General features: G+C 64.8%; 16 protein-coding genes. 5 read left to right on the top strand and 11 right to left on the bottom strand.

Annotated elements, in window-relative coordinates; all coding sequences use genetic code 11:
- Positions 1 to 300: 300 nt before the first annotated feature.
- Positions 301 to 438 (bottom strand): hypothetical protein, encoded by a 138-nt coding sequence (locus G6R19_RS17290; RefSeq protein ID WP_163167248.1) that lies wholly within the window; start codon positions 436 to 438, stop codon positions 301 to 303.
- A 134-nt stretch (positions 439 to 572) separates the two neighbouring features.
- On the opposite strand from G6R19_RS17290, the gene G6R19_RS17295 reads away from it, so the two are divergent.
- Together G6R19_RS17295 and G6R19_RS17300 are read left to right on the top strand one after the other, a co-directional pair.
- Positions 573 to 1070, top strand: a complete 498-nt coding sequence (locus G6R19_RS17295; RefSeq protein ID WP_163167250.1) for a DUF2975 domain-containing protein — start codon at positions 573 to 575, stop codon at positions 1068 to 1070.
- Positions 1070 to 1306: a helix-turn-helix transcriptional regulator gene (locus G6R19_RS17300; RefSeq protein WP_163167252.1), complete on the top strand. Its 237-nt coding sequence runs from the start codon at positions 1070 to 1072 to the stop codon at positions 1304 to 1306. The genes G6R19_RS17295 and G6R19_RS17300 overlap by 1 nt, the downstream gene beginning before the upstream one ends.
- Before the next feature lie 11 nt (positions 1307 to 1317).
- Here the strand turns inward: G6R19_RS17300 and G6R19_RS17305 are convergent, their stop codons facing one another.
- The gene (locus G6R19_RS17305) at positions 1318 to 1473 is read right to left on the bottom strand and encodes a hypothetical protein (RefSeq protein ID WP_163167254.1); all 156 of its coding nucleotides are present in this window, start codon (positions 1471 to 1473) and stop codon (positions 1318 to 1320) included.
- Positions 1474 to 1658: 185 nt separating this feature from the next.
- Between G6R19_RS17305 and G6R19_RS17310 the strand changes: the two genes are divergently transcribed.
- A complete protein-coding gene (locus G6R19_RS17310; RefSeq protein ID WP_163167256.1) occupies positions 1659 to 1916 on the top strand; it encodes a hypothetical protein in 258 nt (85 codons plus the stop codon).
- A 52-nt stretch (positions 1917 to 1968) separates the two neighbouring features.
- Here G6R19_RS17310 and G6R19_RS17315 read toward each other — a convergent pair whose 3' ends face one another.
- Complete coding sequence (locus G6R19_RS17315) at positions 1969 to 2907, bottom strand: lipid kinase (protein WP_163167258.1); 939 nt, start codon at positions 2905 to 2907, stop codon at positions 1969 to 1971.
- Between the two features lie 289 nt (positions 2908 to 3196).
- On the opposite strand from G6R19_RS17315, the gene G6R19_RS17320 reads away from it, so the two are divergent.
- Positions 3197 to 3541, top strand: a complete 345-nt coding sequence (locus G6R19_RS17320) for a TfoX/Sxy family protein (protein WP_163167260.1) — start codon at positions 3197 to 3199, stop codon at positions 3539 to 3541.
- Positions 3542 to 3567: 26 nt separating this feature from the next.
- Here G6R19_RS17320 and G6R19_RS17325 read toward each other — a convergent pair whose 3' ends face one another.
- The 5 genes from G6R19_RS17325 to G6R19_RS17345 all read right to left on the bottom strand — a co-directional run bounded on the left by G6R19_RS17325 (position 3568) and on the right by G6R19_RS17345 (position 9658).
- Entirely contained in the window at positions 3568 to 4101 is a 534-nt protein-coding gene (locus tag G6R19_RS17325; protein WP_163167262.1) for a maleylpyruvate isomerase family mycothiol-dependent enzyme, read from the bottom strand.
- Positions 4102 to 4104: 3 nt separating this feature from the next.
- A complete protein-coding gene (locus tag G6R19_RS17330; RefSeq protein ID WP_163167264.1) occupies positions 4105 to 4920 on the bottom strand; it encodes an MBL fold metallo-hydrolase in 816 nt (271 codons plus the stop codon).
- A 114-nt stretch (positions 4921 to 5034) separates the two neighbouring features.
- Positions 5035 to 6204 (bottom strand): glycoside hydrolase family 16 protein, encoded by a 1170-nt coding sequence (locus tag G6R19_RS20490; protein WP_240341940.1) that lies wholly within the window; start codon positions 6202 to 6204, stop codon positions 5035 to 5037.
- Positions 6205 to 6485: 281 nt separating this feature from the next.
- A complete protein-coding gene (locus G6R19_RS17340; protein WP_163167266.1) occupies positions 6486 to 8612 on the bottom strand; it encodes an acyltransferase family protein in 2127 nt (708 codons plus the stop codon).
- A gap of 215 nt (positions 8613 to 8827) precedes the next feature.
- A complete protein-coding gene (locus G6R19_RS17345; RefSeq protein ID WP_240341942.1) occupies positions 8828 to 9658 on the bottom strand; it encodes an SGNH/GDSL hydrolase family protein in 831 nt (276 codons plus the stop codon).
- Positions 9659 to 9878: 220 nt separating this feature from the next.
- On the opposite strand from G6R19_RS17345, the gene G6R19_RS17350 reads away from it, so the two are divergent.
- Positions 9879 to 10169 (top strand): hypothetical protein, encoded by a 291-nt coding sequence (locus tag G6R19_RS17350; RefSeq protein WP_163167268.1) that lies wholly within the window; start codon positions 9879 to 9881, stop codon positions 10167 to 10169.
- Between the two features lie 232 nt (positions 10170 to 10401).
- On the opposite strand, the gene G6R19_RS17355 is transcribed toward G6R19_RS17350, so the two are convergent.
- Genes G6R19_RS17355 through pdhA form a run of 3 tightly spaced genes read right to left on the bottom strand, consistent with a single transcriptional unit; the run spans position 10402 to position 14254 of the window.
- Positions 10402 to 11919 carry a dihydrolipoamide acetyltransferase family protein gene (locus G6R19_RS17355; protein WP_163167270.1) on the bottom strand — a complete coding sequence of 506 codons (1518 nt, stop codon included), beginning with the start codon at positions 11917 to 11919 and terminating at the stop codon, positions 10402 to 10404.
- A gap of 2 nt (positions 11920 to 11921) precedes the next feature.
- Positions 11922 to 13034, bottom strand: coding sequence for a transketolase C-terminal domain-containing protein (locus G6R19_RS17360; protein ID WP_163167272.1), 1113 nt, complete (start codon positions 13032 to 13034; stop codon positions 11922 to 11924).
- Positions 13031 to 14254 carry a pyruvate dehydrogenase (acetyl-transferring) E1 component subunit alpha gene (gene pdhA / locus G6R19_RS17365; RefSeq protein WP_163167274.1) on the bottom strand — a complete coding sequence of 408 codons (1224 nt, stop codon included), beginning with the start codon at positions 14252 to 14254 and terminating at the stop codon, positions 13031 to 13033. The genes G6R19_RS17360 and pdhA overlap by 4 nt, the downstream gene beginning before the upstream one ends.
- Positions 14255 to 14483: the final 229 nt, after the last annotated feature.

Here is a 14483-nt window from a genome sequence, read left to right on the forward strand (position 1 = left end):
GTTCCGCTTTAGAATGCAGGCCGCAGTAGCCGGCTCTGGCATCGGCGTGGCCTGGGACAGTTCGCATGCGGCGCCGAAACCGTCGGTATGACGCCGGCCCGGGCAGGCAATGCCCGGGCTGCATAAGGCTTATTCCCTGACGGCCTGATAACACCGGCGGATTCACGCACTGGGCCAGGGGGTCTCGCGGAGGCCTGCGCGCAGGCCCATATCGGCTAAGGGGCGGCGCATTCGTGCTGGCCGGCACGAGACCCGGGCGCCCACATGAAGGGGACCAGGCGGGCCTCGCCCGTCAGAGGCCTAGCGCGTCAGGGCGAGGGCGGCCACCGCCAGGACAATCAACAGGACAACAGTGCCAAGGATGGCGAGCTGCTTGCCGCCCCCTTGTGCTGGCCCTGGCCCTCTTCTGCGCCCGTGCTTGCGGATTACGTCTGTCATGCGCCGACTCTACGCAATCCCCCATGCCGGCGCCCGCGTATCGCCTACTCGTTTTACTAACCCCGGACCACGTGGCGGCGTCAACACGGCGTCAATATATTGACTTTCGATAGAAACCAATTGATTCTTGAGCTATGAGTATTGTGAGTCGATTGGTCCTCCCGCTTCGGGTCCTGCTGGTGATGGTGTTCCTTGGGCTGTTGGTGGCCCAGGTCATGTCGTTCCCCGGTGAATTCCTCTTCACGACAGAGGAGGGGCCGGGAATGGATCCCTGGCGGTGGCCGCTGCTGTTGTTCGCCGAATTGGAGGCGCTGTGCCTGCAGGTTGTCATCGTGTGCATCTGGCGGTTGCTGACCTTAGTTCAGCGGGACCGGATCTTCACCCCGGCCTCCCTGCGGTGGGTGGACGTGATCATGTGGACGTTCGTCGCGGCATGGCTGCTGCTGGCGGCATTGGCCGGCTCCCTTATCGCGTACATCTACTTCACGCCCGAACTGCGCGACCCCGGGACGCCTGCCATGTTGATCGGCATCACGCTGATCTTTGCGGTGCTGGTTCTGCTGATTGTGGTGATGCGGGACCTGCTGCGGCAGGCGACAGCACTGCGGACCGACATGGAAGGGGTGATCTGATGGCCATCGTGGTGCGCATCGACGTCGAACTGGCCAAGCGCAAGATGAGCGTGGGCGAGTTCGCCGAGCGCGTCGGGATCACCCCGGCCAACGTGGCGGTGCTGAAGAACGGCCGGGCCAAGGCGATCCGCTTCAGCACCCTGGACGCCATGTGCCGGGTCCTGGATTGCCAGGCGGGCGACCTGCTCGAGTGGGTAGCCGACGATGGTGCCGGCGACGGGAAAGAGAAGCGGTGAGGCGGCTGGCCTCACTCCTCGCCGTGGTGCTGGGCGTCACCGTCTTCGTGCTCGGCGGCGCTGATGACTCTCCGGGGCTGCAGGGTATCGGGGCGGTGATCGTAGCAGGCGCGGCCGTCCTCCTCGTCCGGGCCGTGCGCCGGGATCGCCACCGCTCTAAGCCGCAACAGGGGGCCATAGGCGCGGCTGTCCTCAATAACCTGTCAAAGCCGTAGCCAGCTGGAAGCCTGCGGGTATCCGCAGACTTCCAGCATTTGCCTTTCCTCCCTTGTCCACGTTCGTAGGATTTAGCCATGCGCCGGTTCTGGAACGTACAGGTGGTTGGTGGCTCCCCTTCGGTGAAGGAGTGGTAATGGTTCTCAGGGAAACTGAAATCCGGGCGCTCAGGGCTGTGGTGGACCGGCTGGCCCGGCGCTTCCCTGATCAGCCCCGCTCCGTCATCGAGGACGTGGTTGCCTACGAACACAGCCTTTTTGCTGAATGCCGGGTCCGGGACTACATCGCCATCCTGGTTGAACGAGCCGCAAAGCTCAGGCTTGCTGCGCCGCCAGTCCTGAGCCCGCAGGTGGATGCAGCCAGCGCTCCCGGCGGGTCTCCTGTCAACGCTTGACGAAGGGTTTACGTACGCCCGGGCACACGCGGCCGCCGCCGTACGTTACCAATCAGCCCCCGCCGTCGAACCGCGCACTGCTGCTGCCCTGCGGCACCACAACGTGCACAACGTTGCGCTCGATGGTGAAATCGGTGGGCGTGGCAGTGACGATCTCGCCGTCGAGGTTCACCGGCATGGGCGGCTCGGTAACCAGCCGGACACGCCGGCTGGTTAGGTGATAAACCCCGTCGCGTTCCACAAAGCTGCCGTCCTTCAGCAGCCGTGCGATCCTCACGTGCTCCCGCAGCGGCGCCCCGGGGATGGCATAGATATCAAGGGTGTGGTCATCAATCCCCGCCGTCGGCGAGACCGTGTTACCGCCGCCGTAGTGCCGGCCGTTGCCCACTGCCACCTGCAGCATGTCCTCGAGCTCCAGCGCTTCATGGTCCCCCTCGGGGAACTCGAGGCGGGCCCGGAACGGCCTGTGCCGGGCATAGGCGCGCACGGCGGCAACGCCGTAGGCCACCGGCCCGAGATACCGCTTCAGGCGGGGGCTGAGCGTCTCGGTGACACCGACCGAGAGGCCAACCGAAGCAACGTTCAGGAAGGGCTGGCCGTTCGCCCGCCCCAGGTCGATGTCCACCACCTTTCCGTCCGCGAGGGCAGCACAGGCACCGGCAAGATCGTTCGGTATCTCGAGCGTGCGGGCAAGATCGTTGGCGGTTCCCAGTGGAAGGACGCCGAGCACGATTCCGGTCCCTGCGAGCCGGCCGGCGGCGTAGGACACCGTCCCGTCACCGCCGCCGACAACCACCAGGTCGTGCCCGTCGGCCACCACCCTGTCCAGGGTTCCGGCCAGCTCTGCGCCGGACAGCACGCGGTGCACGGATGTGACGGTCAGGCCCGCCCTTCGCAGTTTGTCCACTGCCGCCTCCGGCGCCGCCGCTGCCAGGCGTGCCCCTGCGTTTATCACCACGGCAACGGAGTACGCCTCTCGGGCAAGCTTCATGGGGAACATCCTAGGCTGGGTGGGCGGGAAATCCCTGAGCCGCCAGGCTGAAGGTTCGCACCGGGCAACGTAGGGCGTACGACGGCGGCGCGCGGGCGCCGTCGTACCCCCTACTTCCCGACGTGGCTGGGACAGGAGTGAGACCGCAAGCCTGGTGCCGCAGGATCCCGCGGCCGTAGGATCTAGAAATGCTCACGCGAGTGTCACCGCTACCGAGGGAGTTATCCGTGATCGGCTACGCGCTTACTCTGCAATACGGCGGGCAGGACAACAGAGCGGGCGGCGGGCAATGACAGCGGCCGCCCCGAGCCTGCGGGACGCCCTCGCGCAGAGGCTTCGAGACCTGCTGAGCTCATTCCAGAACGTGCGTGAAGTGCGCATGTTCGGCGGCCTGTCCTTCATGGTGGATGACCGCATGGCTGTAGCGGCCGGCCGTAACGGGGACCTGCTGGTACGCACCGATCCCGCCCTGTACGGCGACCTGCTCAAGCGAGGCGGAGAACCGGCTTACATGGGCAAGGCTCGTCCGATGGGCCCCGGATGGCTCACCGTGCCGTACGAACGGATCCAGGACAGTGCGGAACTTGAATACTGGCTCAAGGTGGGCGTCGATTCCCGTAACGCGTCGAACTGAAGGTTCAGCCACGGCAGGACTTAGTACTAGCGCGCGTAGCGGGACTTCATCATCGAGACACCGTCCCCGGCCAACTCGTCGCAGTACGTTTCGCGGCCGGCCATCGCCATGGTCAGTGCCAGGGTTGTCCCTGTGACTAACGGGCCGGAGCCGACTTGGAAGGGACCGTCGGTCGCTTCCAGGCGAAGACCCTTCACCGCGGAACGGCTGTTCACCGCGAAATCACGGGCGGCGTAGAACTGCGCCACCGCGGTGACGGCATCGGCTGCCGGGGTTCGTTGCAGCCCGAGCGGTCGACGTATGTCCTGGCTGTGCACAATAACTTCACCCAGCCAAGCCGCTGTGTGCTTGGACGGCGCCTTGGTGCTCCTGATCACGGCCCGGAACCGGCTGAGCGTTTCGCTGGGGCTCGCGCCGCGCTGTTCTTCCAGGCGCCGCTGGTTGTGGAGATCGGCGTCGAACCGGGCCGCGAGAATGCTTCCCATCCAGCGGAGCGAGCCGATGCTCGCGGCCGCGGTCAGGTGGGCGACGACTTCCTCCACCACCCACCGCCCGCACAATGCTTAGTGCTCCCGGCGGGTCTCCTGCAGCCGCTTGATGAACCAGCGCGACTGCTCCGGCCCGTAGGGCAGGACGGGAATCGCCTTGGTCGCATCGGAGGGGGCCTCGCGGATGGAACGCTGGGCCTGGCGTACCGCCGTCGTCATGGTGTCCGCCATGGTCTTCACGAACTGGTCGCTGCACGGCTTGCCGTGGCCGGGGATGAGGAATTCGTAGCGGTGGCGCAGCGCTGAGATGTGCCGGAGCGCGTCCGCCCATTCCTCCGGGTAGGAGTCCTCGAAGGACGGGTGGGCGCCCTGCTCCACGAGGTCGCCGACATAGAGGGTAGTGGGCGTGCCCACCAGCAGGTCGCCGTCGGTATGGCCCCGGCCCAGGTAGAAGAGGGTGGCGGTCAACCCGCCCAGGTCCACCAGCACCGGCTGGTCCTTCACGATGGCATTGGGCACCACGAGCTCCACGTCCTGGCCCTCGCCAGCTGACATCTCCGGTTCCAGGGTCCCCACGAAGCGGCGCTGGAGGTCCCCGCGTTCATCGATCTCCCGGGCGCAGTTCTGGTGCGCCCAGAATTCGGTGACGCCCTCTGCCGCGAACACGGCGTTTCCGAAAAAGTGGTCGTAATGGGCGTGGGTGTTGACGACGACGAGCGGCAGCTGCGTCTTCTCCCGCACCGCATCCAGGATCTCGCGCCCCTGGCGGGGGCCGCAGCCCGTATCGATCACCATGGCTCGCTCGGATCCGACTATGAGTCCGGTGTTCAGCAGCGAGCCTTCGGTGACCAGCACATAGTTGTCCGCGCCGACTTCGAGCCATTCCGACATTGTTTCTCCGTACCTCCGGCAAAGCAGTGTTCGTTCGTCCAGGCGTCGATTGTACCCACTGGCCCTTGGAGTTCCCGGGATGACCGCTGTTGCTGGTGCAGGAGTGTCCCAGTGCTAGTTCCTCGCCCAAATCGCTACCCAGTCAACGTAAACATGGCCGCTGGTCTGGGGTGCCGGGCAGCCTGTCAGGCACGACTCGGTCTGCAGGATGTAGCGCATCGGCTTGTTCGGGACCATTGACGTTGCAACGCCGATGGACTTGCCATCAAGGAAGAATTCGATGCGCCCCGGACTCCACTCGGTGGTTGCCACATGCCAGTCCGTAAAGGGAACGTTGGGACGAAACACATCGAATTGGTGGCTGCCGTCCCGGATGCCATGCAGGGCGGCGTAGATGACTGTGGAGAGGTCCCCTTCCGGGAAATCGATCTCGCCGTCCTGCGGCCACTGCTTGCTAACGGGCCAGAGCAGCCAGGCTACCTTGTAACCCGGGAGGGCGTCGGCTTTGAAGCGCACGGAGTAGCGCCCGTAAAGCTGGCTGTTGTAGGGCGGCACGGTGGCTCCTGCGAATCTCGGGGAGGGTGCCGCACCCATGGAGACACCGTTTTCCGAGTGCAGGAACATGTCCAGGACACCGTTGTGGACACTCAGGACCTTTGACGGGTAGTAGCCAGAGTTTCTCTGGCCCTTTTCCTGCGCCTGGGCATGGGTGTCCGGCGTGCCGTCCTTGTAGGTCTCGTGCCATCTCGAACCGTAGATGCCGGGAAAACCGCCAAGGGGCACGTCCCCGTCGGTGAAGTCCTCCACAAAGACCTGCTTCCAGCCCGGCAGGTCGCCCACCGGCAGGGATTGGTCGAAGGACAAAGACATGGGTTTCGGAGCCGGATCAGAGCCGCCGTCCTTGGTCGGCTCCGGGGAGGCAGTTTCGGCAGTGGCTCCCGGAGGCCCGGCCTCGGCACTCGGCTGCAGAGAACTTGGATCAGAAGTCGGCTCCGGAGAAGGGGCATCCGTAGTGGGCTGCGCAGAGCGGGTTACCTGGGTCACTGGCTCTCCTCCTCCGCCTCCTCCTCGGCCCTCAGCAGCTTGGGTCCGCGGGGAAGTTGCAGCCACGCTGAGCGTGCTAATGGCGACCGCCAGGGAAACGACCATCAGGAGGGCGCCGCCGGTCCGCGCACCCTTCTTGACCGCTTCGGTGGGTGACGTTTCCTCCTCAGGGACAAGATGCCGCGTCGTGCCGTGTCCGCCCAGCCAAGGAAAGAGGGAGTTGCGAGGGCTGTTTGCCATGGTGTCCTCCCGTCGTGGTGCGTGGGGGACTTTGGGCAACAACGGAGCGCCCGGCCTCATCCCCGTCTATTCAGCCTAGGAGGGTCGCCGCAGCAGGTCACGAGTACCGAGTACTCATATTGAGATTCAACTCCCACCCGGGTACTTGTTTTTTCCGCACGCAACCCGGCGGCGCGGCCGCCGCCGTGCAAACCGCAGTTCGCCGTTCACCCACCCACGGCTTGTCGATGCATCGGCCAACGCCAAGGATGGCAAACTCCGTGACGCTCCTGGCACCCGCCTCAGGGAAGCAAGGCTGCCGCCTCAGCAAGGGACCGACGCAGCCACAGGGCGTAGTTGGTGGAGATGTGCTGAGCATCCGCATGGGTTGCAAATCCCGATACAACCGCGGGACAGAGATACTGCGCGCACAACCAGGGAACAACGTCCACGTATGCTGCGCCACCGGCCTCGGCGACGCGCTTCTCCATCTCATTGTGTTCGGTGTCCACGGCGTAACTTCGCGGAGTGTGGCAGCGACGGACGTCGTCGAAATTTGATGTGACGCAGTCCTGGGGATCCTTTTCCGAGTACGCGATGTCCCCGATCACCACCACACGATCACTTATGGCGCTCAACGACTTTATGGTCGAGGCGAGGCCCTGCTCCCAGGCGGCGTGCGTGTTTTCTTTGTCGGGGCGCCCTTCCTTCTCAAGCCACGTACCCTGACGCTGACCCGAGATGAGGACGACGCTCGGGTTTAGTGCCTCAATCTTCGCCAGCGACTCAGCACGGAATGCCTTGCACTCGGGATAATCACCCTTGCGCCTCGCGTTGTAGACCGAAAAGTCGGCTGGCGGACACGAGAACATCGAAAAGACTTCGAAGTGCCGCCCAAGTTCAGTGGCTGTCACGCCGAGCGGATCCGCCCACATCTCAGCGTGCGAGTCGCCATAGACCACCATTGTCCCGTTGCCGTTGGCGTCACCGTAACGGCATGGGACTTTCCCTGTTGGGGCATCCAGGCCCCTTACGCAAGCATGTCGGTTGAAAAGGAACCTCCCAACAGGCGGCTCCGGCGTCCACCCTGCAGCGTTTACGCCGTCAACCACGGCTTTTGCCACTTCATCAGCCGTCGGCAGGTCACTGCCGCGGGCAACTGGAAAATCGTCGTAGTTGTCTGTGGGGGAAGGCTTGGGGAGGACCGACACCAGAATGCTCGTGAGGCCCAGTGAAAGCGCCACCAGTGCGGCGCCGAAAGCCACACTGATTGATGGCCGGCGGGCCTTGAGCCAACTGGAGTTCCGTGCCGGAAATTCCACATATTTGAAGGTAACGACGGACAAGGCCAGCGCCACACCGACCAAGGCGAGCCCGGCGATCATCGTCAGTTCGGTTCCGAGCGATGCCGCGGCGAGGATCAGCACGGGCCAGTGCCACAGGTACAGCGAATACGAGAGCTTGCCAAGCCACTGCAGAGGTCCCCACTGCAGGAGCACTTCGGCTCCTCGCTTCGGTGCGATTGTCCCGCCGATTATCACAAGAACCGTTCCGACAACCGGAAGAATAGCAGCGGACCCCGGGTACCTCGTGAACTCGTCCAGTGTGAGGGATGCTGCCGCAATCGCGATGAGTCCAGACACACTCGTAACGGCAGCAAGAAGAACCGGCAGCCGCATGATGGCCGGTGTAAGCACGGCAAGAATTGCGCCAGCCGCAAGTTCCCATGCCCTCGTCAGGGGTGAGAAGTACGCCGCACTCGCGTTCTCCGTCGTCGCGTACACCGACCACGCGAGGGAGGCGGCAATCGTGACAGCGAGGAGAAACGCCAGTCGCATGTGCAGCGGAACTCTGCGTCCGATCGCAGCGACCGCAATCATTGCGGCTGGCCAGAACAGGTAGAACTGCTCTTCTATGGCCAGTGACCAGTAGTGCTGTAGCGGGGATTGAGGAAGGTTACTGGCCCAGTAGTCCGTCCCTTGCGAGATTTCGCGAAAATTACTGGCGAAAAGCGCTGCCCATAGCCCGTCTTCGGCGGTTCGAGCAGCACGCGAACCGCCGATCAGCGCGAAGGATGAAATAACTGTGACGGCGAGGACAAGAGTCGCGGCAGGCAGGATTCGCCGGGCCCGTCGTGCATAGAACCCCAAGATGGAGATCCGCCCGCCCCGTTCAGCGTTTTTGAGCAGGAGGCCGGTGATGAGGAAGCCGGAGACCACGAAGAAGACGTCGACACCGACGTAGCCTCCTTGCAGTCCCGGCACGCCTGCGTGGTCCAACACGACCAGTAGAACTGCGATCGCGCGAAGACCCTCTATATCCGGACGGAACGTGCGTGGAGCGGATGAAAGGCGAGCGGCTCCCTTTGGTGCGGGCTCACTCGTCTGTAGATGGCGTCCGCGTTTACGCGCGACGACATGGTTTCCCATGGCGCAATCCACTGGCCAGTGTCATCATGCCGCCCCTTTGCCCGACGTCTCTTACCGGCTCGTGCGGCCGACCGTACCGCTCTTTGCGGCCAGAATCAATGCATTTCCCCGGTTTGGGCGGCTGCCGCCACTCCCGCCAACAGGCGGGCCAGCCAGTACGACGGCGGCGCTTCGCCAGGACTCATCGGCAATTGGTTCCCGCGAAGGCATCCGGCTTATCGGGTCAAACTGGACCAGGACTCCAAGAACTTCTCAGCCATGTACGCATGGCCGGCTGAGTTTGGGTGGGCGCCGTCAGCGTCGAAGCCCGGGCTGTTGGCAGTTGTGAACCAGCCGGCCTCGATGGCGTCAATGAAGGGAGCACCGGCAGCTGCGGCGCCGGCGCGGACGGCGCTGTTCACGCCACGCAGTTCCTCCGCGAGGGGCTGGGGCGCCGACGGTCCAAGCACCACCACCTGGACGCCCGGCCAGAACCTGCGAGCAGCCTCGATGGTCTGCGCCGTGGCAGCAGTGACTTCTTCAGCATTGGGGACCTGGGAATCGTTCTGTCCGCCCTGCAGAACGAGGACGTTGGGCACGAACGCGGGGTTGGCGGCAATTTCCCGCAAACGGATTTCGTACTCACCCGCAAGCTCGTCCTGCCCACCGCCGCCCCAGGCGAACCCAGTGCCGGACACGCCGTCAATATTGGTCGGGTATCCCAGCTGCCCGGCAACCAGGTAGGCCCACCCCCGGTCCGGCTGGTCGGCACCAACACCGGCAGTGTACGAGTCGCCCATGATAAGGAGGACGGGCTCAGCTGGCAGCTCAATCCCCGGTTGCGGCGCGGTTGCAGTAGCCGAGAGTGCAGGAGCCGGAGAGGTGGGAGCCACAGACGCAGGAGCCGTAGGCGTTGCCACCGAAGCGCTTGCCGTCACAGGGACGGCCTCGCCTCCGCCCTGTGGGCCCATCAGGGCGATAGCTGCCACCCCAAATGCGGCCACGGCCAGCACGAAAAGTGCGGCGTACTTGGTCCACTCCTGCATGCGCCCGCCGTTTCCCCTCACCGGCACATCGTACCGGCGAGAGCCGCCCGTTTGGGGCTCGACCCGGGGTAATCAACGCGCGAAGAGCCCTGCAGACAGAGATTCGAAGCGGGGCTCTTCTCCTGCCTAGGTCCCGGCAGCTACAAGGGTTAACCAACCGTGACCTTCCTGCCGTTCCTTCGCCGGACAACAGCCGTTACTGTCGACTCCACCATCCGGATCGAACGGAAAAGAGGCGACGATGAGCATCGACATCGAAATTGGTAGCAGCCTCAGCAACGAGGACGCGGCGCACTTTGCGGCCAAGACGGAAGTCATCACCACAGCGATGCAACGGGTAAGGGAAGCCCACGCAGCATACAGCTGGGCGTGGACGGACGAGATCCGCTGCCGGGGATGCAACGCCAGCCTCGACATACCTCTACTCGCCAGCACGAACGCCAACGCGGACAAGGCTTTTCAAGCACACCAGGCCGCCCAGCTGGATGCCTTGCTGGCTGCCGGCGGCACCGGCCCGGCAAACCGGACGTGAAGACTTCCTGAAGCAGCTGTAGGCGTACGACGGCGGCGCGCGCCGCCGTCGTACTCCTCACCGTCCCTAGAGGTACTGCCACCTCGACTGATGGAGCGTTTGGGTAAAACCAACTTCAAGTGAGAGAGCGTTTGGGAAAAACCGACATCAAGTGAGAGAGCGTTTGGGTAAAACCGACGTCGAGTGATGGAGCGTTTGAGAAAAACCGACGTTAGGTGAGAGAGCGTTTGGCTTAGAGGTCGGCTAGGAGGGTGGTTGGGTTTTCTATTGCGTCGGCTACGAAGCGGAGGAAGCCGGCTGCGGTGCCTCCGTCGCAGACGCGGTGGTCGAAAGTCAGGGTCAGTTCGGTGACCTTGCGGACGGCGAGCTCGCCGTTAACTACCCAGGGCTTGTCGATGATCCGGCCGACGCCGAGGATGGCTACCTCCGGGTGGTTGATGATCGCTGCCGATCCGTCCACACCAAACACCCCGTAGTTGTTCAGCGTGAACGTGCCGCTGCCGAGCTCAGTTGGGGTGGCCTTGCCTTGGCGCGCGACGTCGGTCAGCCGCCGGATCTCCGCGTCCAGCTCCCGCGCACTCAGCTTTTCGGCGGAACGGACCGAAGGAACCACAAGACCGCGGTCGGTCTGGGCGGCGATGCCGAGGTTGATCCCATCGAACGAGATAATTTCCTGAGACCCGTCGGACCCCGTTTCGATGCGGGTATTCAGCTCCGGGTACTTTTTTAGCCCAGCTGTGACAAAACGGGCAATGAACGCAAGCAGGCCGGGCACCTCGGAGCCGCCGGCCTTGAGTTCCTGGCGAAGCTCCACGAGCGCGGTGGCGTCGACATCCACCCAGACAGTTGCCTCGGGAATTTCCGAACGGCTGCGGGCCATATTCGCGGCAACCGCTTTGCGCACTCCCCGAACAGGAGTCCGCGAAGAAATGGCCAGGCCGGTGCGGGCATCAGTTGTTGCAGCTTTTCCACCACTGGTTTCGAGAGGCTCCACCGCGGGCGTGGGCCCAGGGGCCACCGGAGCGGGCTCGACCACAGGAGTGCTGATGGCCTTCTCCACGTCGCGGCGCATGATCAGCCCGCCCTCGCCGGAACCGGGAAGCTCGCCGAGGTCCACGCCATGCTCCCGGGCCATGCGCCGGACCAGCGGCGAGATCACGGCACCGAGCTTGCCGGGGACGCGGGTGCGCAGGAGCGAGAGGTCCATGTCGGCACCCGCCGCCGGACCGCCGTCGGCCGCCCCATCCTCAAAGGGAAGCGTGCCGACAGAGCCGGCCGCAGTCCCCTTCCGCGCACGGGTCCGGCGGGCGACGCCGTGGCCGCCTGGAGTTCCGTAGCCGATCAAAACATTGCCGGATCCCGCTTTTTCCTCTTCGCGGTAAGCCTCCGCCTCGGGGTGGATTTCCTCAGCCTCAACTGCGGACTCCCCCAGTTCCGTTTCGGTCGGCTGGGTTTCCGGCTCGGCAGGCTCCGCTGGCTGATCCACCGGAGCCGGCCCGCCCACCGAGACAGGCGTCACCGAGATCAGCGGCTTCCCCACGTCCAGGGTCTCGCCCGGCTGCCCGTGCAGCTCAGCCACAATCCCGGCATAAGGCGAAGGCACCTCAACCGTGGACTTCGCGGTCTCCACCTCGGCGATCGGCTGGTCCACGGTAATCGTGTCACCAACAGAAACATGCCAGGAAACCAGCTCGGCTTCGGTGAGGCCCTCGCCCAGGTCCGGCAACAAAAACACACGTGTTTCACTCATGGTCAGTTCTCCCACTGAAGGTCGTCAACGGCGTCGAGGATGCGGTCCACGCCGGGCAGGTAGTACTTCTCAAGCTTCGGCGCCGGATAGGGGATGTCGAACCCGGTAACGCGGCGGATCGGGGCGGCCAGGTAGTGGAAGCAGCGCTCCTGCACCCGGGCCACGATCTCGGAGGACACGGACGCGAAGCCGTGGGCTTCGGCGATCACTACGGCCCGGCCGGTCTTCCGCACCGACTCACAGACGGTGGCGTCGTCGAACGGGACGATGGTGCGCACGTCGATCACTTCCAGCGAGCGCCCTTCCAGCGCAGCGGCTTCGGCCGCGGCGAGCGCGGTGGGGACGGACGGACCGTAGGCGATCAGCGTCGCGTCGGTTCCGGGACGGGCGACGGCGGCACGGCCTTCCGAGGACCGGCCGGCAGCAGCAGCAGCAGAGTGGGCAGACCGCAGCTCACCCAAATCCACCAGGTCCTTGGACCAGTAGAGCTTCTTCGGTTCCATAAACACCACGGGATCGTCCGAGTCGATGGCTTCGCGCAGCATCCGGTAGCCGTCGGCCACGGTGGCCGGGGTGAACACCTTCAGGCCGGCGGTGTGGGCGTAGTAGGACTCGGAGGAGTCGCAGTGGTGCTCCACTCCCCCGATGCCGCCGCCGTAGGGAACCCGGATCACCAGGGGCAGTTTCACGGCGCCCTTGGTGCGGTTGTGCATCTTGGCCACGTGGCTGATGATCTGCTCGAACGCCGGGTAGGCGAAGGCGTCGAACTGCATTTCGATCACCGGGCGCATCCCGTTGATGGCCATGCCCACGGCCATACCCACAATCCCGGACTCGGCCAGCGGGGTGTCGAAGCAGCGCTGCTCCCCGAAGGTCGCGGTGAGTCCGTCGGTGATGCGGAAGACCCCGCCCAGGGTCCCAACGTCCTCGCCGAACACCAGGACGGAGGAATCGGCGTGCATAGCGTCGGCCAGCGCCGTATTCAAGGCCTTGGCAAGAGTGACCGGCTGCGGGCCGGCGGCTTCGGCGGAGGCAGCGGCCGAGGCGGCTGCCCGGGCAGTCGCAGCAGAAACGTTGCCGTTGGCCTCGGATGAAGTGGTGATGGTGGGGCTCACTTGCCGGCCTCCTCGGTAGATGATGCTGCGTCGCGGGCGAGTTCGTCGGCGAGCAGGGCGGACTGTTCCTTCAGCTGGGGTGTGGTCTTGGCGAAGACGTGGCGGAAGAGCTCCTGCGGGTCCACCGGTACGTCTTCGCTGAGGCCGTCACGCAGCTGGGTGGCAACTGCCTCCGCCTTCTCACGGATCCGCGCCTCGCCGTCGTCGTCCAAGAGGCCGCGGTCCGTCAGGTAGGTGCGCATCCGGTTCACCGGGTCCTTGGCCCGCCACTCGGCAACCTCGCTGTTCTCGCGGTAGCGGGTGTCGTCGTCGGCATTGGTGTGGGCCTGCATGCGGTAGGTGTTGGCCTCCACCAGCAGGGGGCCGGAGCCTTCCCTGGCCAGTTTCACGGCCCGGTCCAGGACGGCGAGGAGCGCCACCACGTCGTTGCCGTCCACGCGTTCGCCGGCCATGCCGTAGCCCACGGCCTTGTGCGCGAGCGACGGCGCCACGGACTGGTGTGCCAGCGGCACCGAGATGGCGTACTTGTTGTTCTGGACGAAGAAGATGACGGGCAGGTGGAAGACGGCGGCGAAGTTCAGGGCTTCGTGGAAGTCGCCTTCGCTGGTGGCGCCGTCGCCGCACATGGCCAGCACCACGGTGTCCTCGCCGCGGAGCTTGGCCGCGTGGGCCACGCCGACGGCGTGCAGCAGCTGCGTGGTCAGCGGCGTGCACTGGATGCCCACTTTGTGCTTGAGGGGATCGAACCCGCCGTGCCAGTCACCGCGGAAGATGGTCATCACCTGCACGGGATCCACGCCACGGGTCATCACGGCGACGGCGTCGCGGTAGGTGGGGAACATCCAGTCGCCATCGGAGAGGCACAGCGCGGCCGCCACCTGGCAGGCCTCCTGGCCGTGGCTGGACGGGTACACGGCCATGCGGCCCTGCCGGACGAGTGCCGAGTTCTGGTCGTTGACGCGGCGGCCGACGACGAGCTGCTCGTACGCTGCCAGCAGCTCCTCATCGCCGGGCAAAGGGTACTCGTGGCCGGGTTCGGTGCCCTGCTCACCTTCGGGCTTGAGCCGGCCGTCGGGATCCACCATCTCGATCTGGTGCCGGGCGGGAAGCATGTAGTCCTCGGCAGTGATGCCGAACTTCTTGGCAGCTTCGGTGAGCGCGTCCCCGGTGGGCGCCTTGCTGGTTTGGTCCGGGGCGGTGTGGTTCGCGGAGATCGTCATCGTTCCGTCCTTCTGTTGCCACTATTACTCCCCAGTATCAGCCAGCAGAAGGTTTCGTATCCAGCACCCGGAACAATCGTGGAGAAGCTGCGCGATTCTGCTTCTCTTGGAAGACGAATTGTAAGTGTGAGCTGGCTAACGGGCAGGAGGTGTGGACGAAATTGTAAAGCGAAGGCCCCCAGCAGTAGTTGGAACCTGCGGTCCACCTGGGGTCGGCGTCGGATGCATG

The organism is Arthrobacter sp. Alg241-R88, from assembly GCF_900537115.1.
Taxonomy (GTDB): Bacteria; Actinomycetota; Actinomycetes; order Actinomycetales; family Micrococcaceae; genus Arthrobacter.

Coding starts and splice junctions, on each gene's coding strand:
- G6R19_RS17290 (WP_163167248.1), bottom strand. CDS start 438: ATGACAGACGTAATCCGCAAGCACGGGCGCAGAAGAGGGCCAGGGCCA.
- G6R19_RS17295 (WP_163167250.1), top strand. CDS start 573: ATGAGTATTGTGAGTCGATTGGTCCTCCCGCTTCGGGTCCTGCTGGTG.
- G6R19_RS17300 (WP_163167252.1), top strand. CDS start 1,070: ATGGCCATCGTGGTGCGCATCGACGTCGAACTGGCCAAGCGCAAGATG.
- G6R19_RS17310 (WP_163167256.1), top strand. CDS start 1,659: ATGGTTCTCAGGGAAACTGAAATCCGGGCGCTCAGGGCTGTGGTGGAC.
- G6R19_RS17315 (WP_163167258.1), bottom strand. CDS start 2,907: ATGAAGCTTGCCCGAGAGGCGTACTCCGTTGCCGTGGTGATAAACGCA.
- G6R19_RS17320 (WP_163167260.1), top strand. CDS start 3,197: ATGACAGCGGCCGCCCCGAGCCTGCGGGACGCCCTCGCGCAGAGGCTT.
- G6R19_RS17330 (WP_163167264.1), bottom strand. CDS start 4,920: ATGTCGGAATGGCTCGAAGTCGGCGCGGACAACTATGTGCTGGTCACC.
- G6R19_RS20490 (WP_240341940.1), bottom strand. CDS start 6,204: ATGGCAAACAGCCCTCGCAACTCCCTCTTTCCTTGGCTGGGCGGACAC.
- G6R19_RS17340 (WP_163167266.1), bottom strand. CDS start 8,612: ATGGGAAACCATGTCGTCGCGCGTAAACGCGGACGCCATCTACAGACG.
- G6R19_RS17350 (WP_163167268.1), top strand. CDS start 9,879: ATGAGCATCGACATCGAAATTGGTAGCAGCCTCAGCAACGAGGACGCG.
- G6R19_RS17355 (WP_163167270.1), bottom strand. CDS start 11,919: ATGAGTGAAACACGTGTGTTTTTGTTGCCGGACCTGGGCGAGGGCCTC.
- pdhA (WP_163167274.1), bottom strand. CDS start 14,254: ATGACGATCTCCGCGAACCACACCGCCCCGGACCAAACCAGCAAGGCG.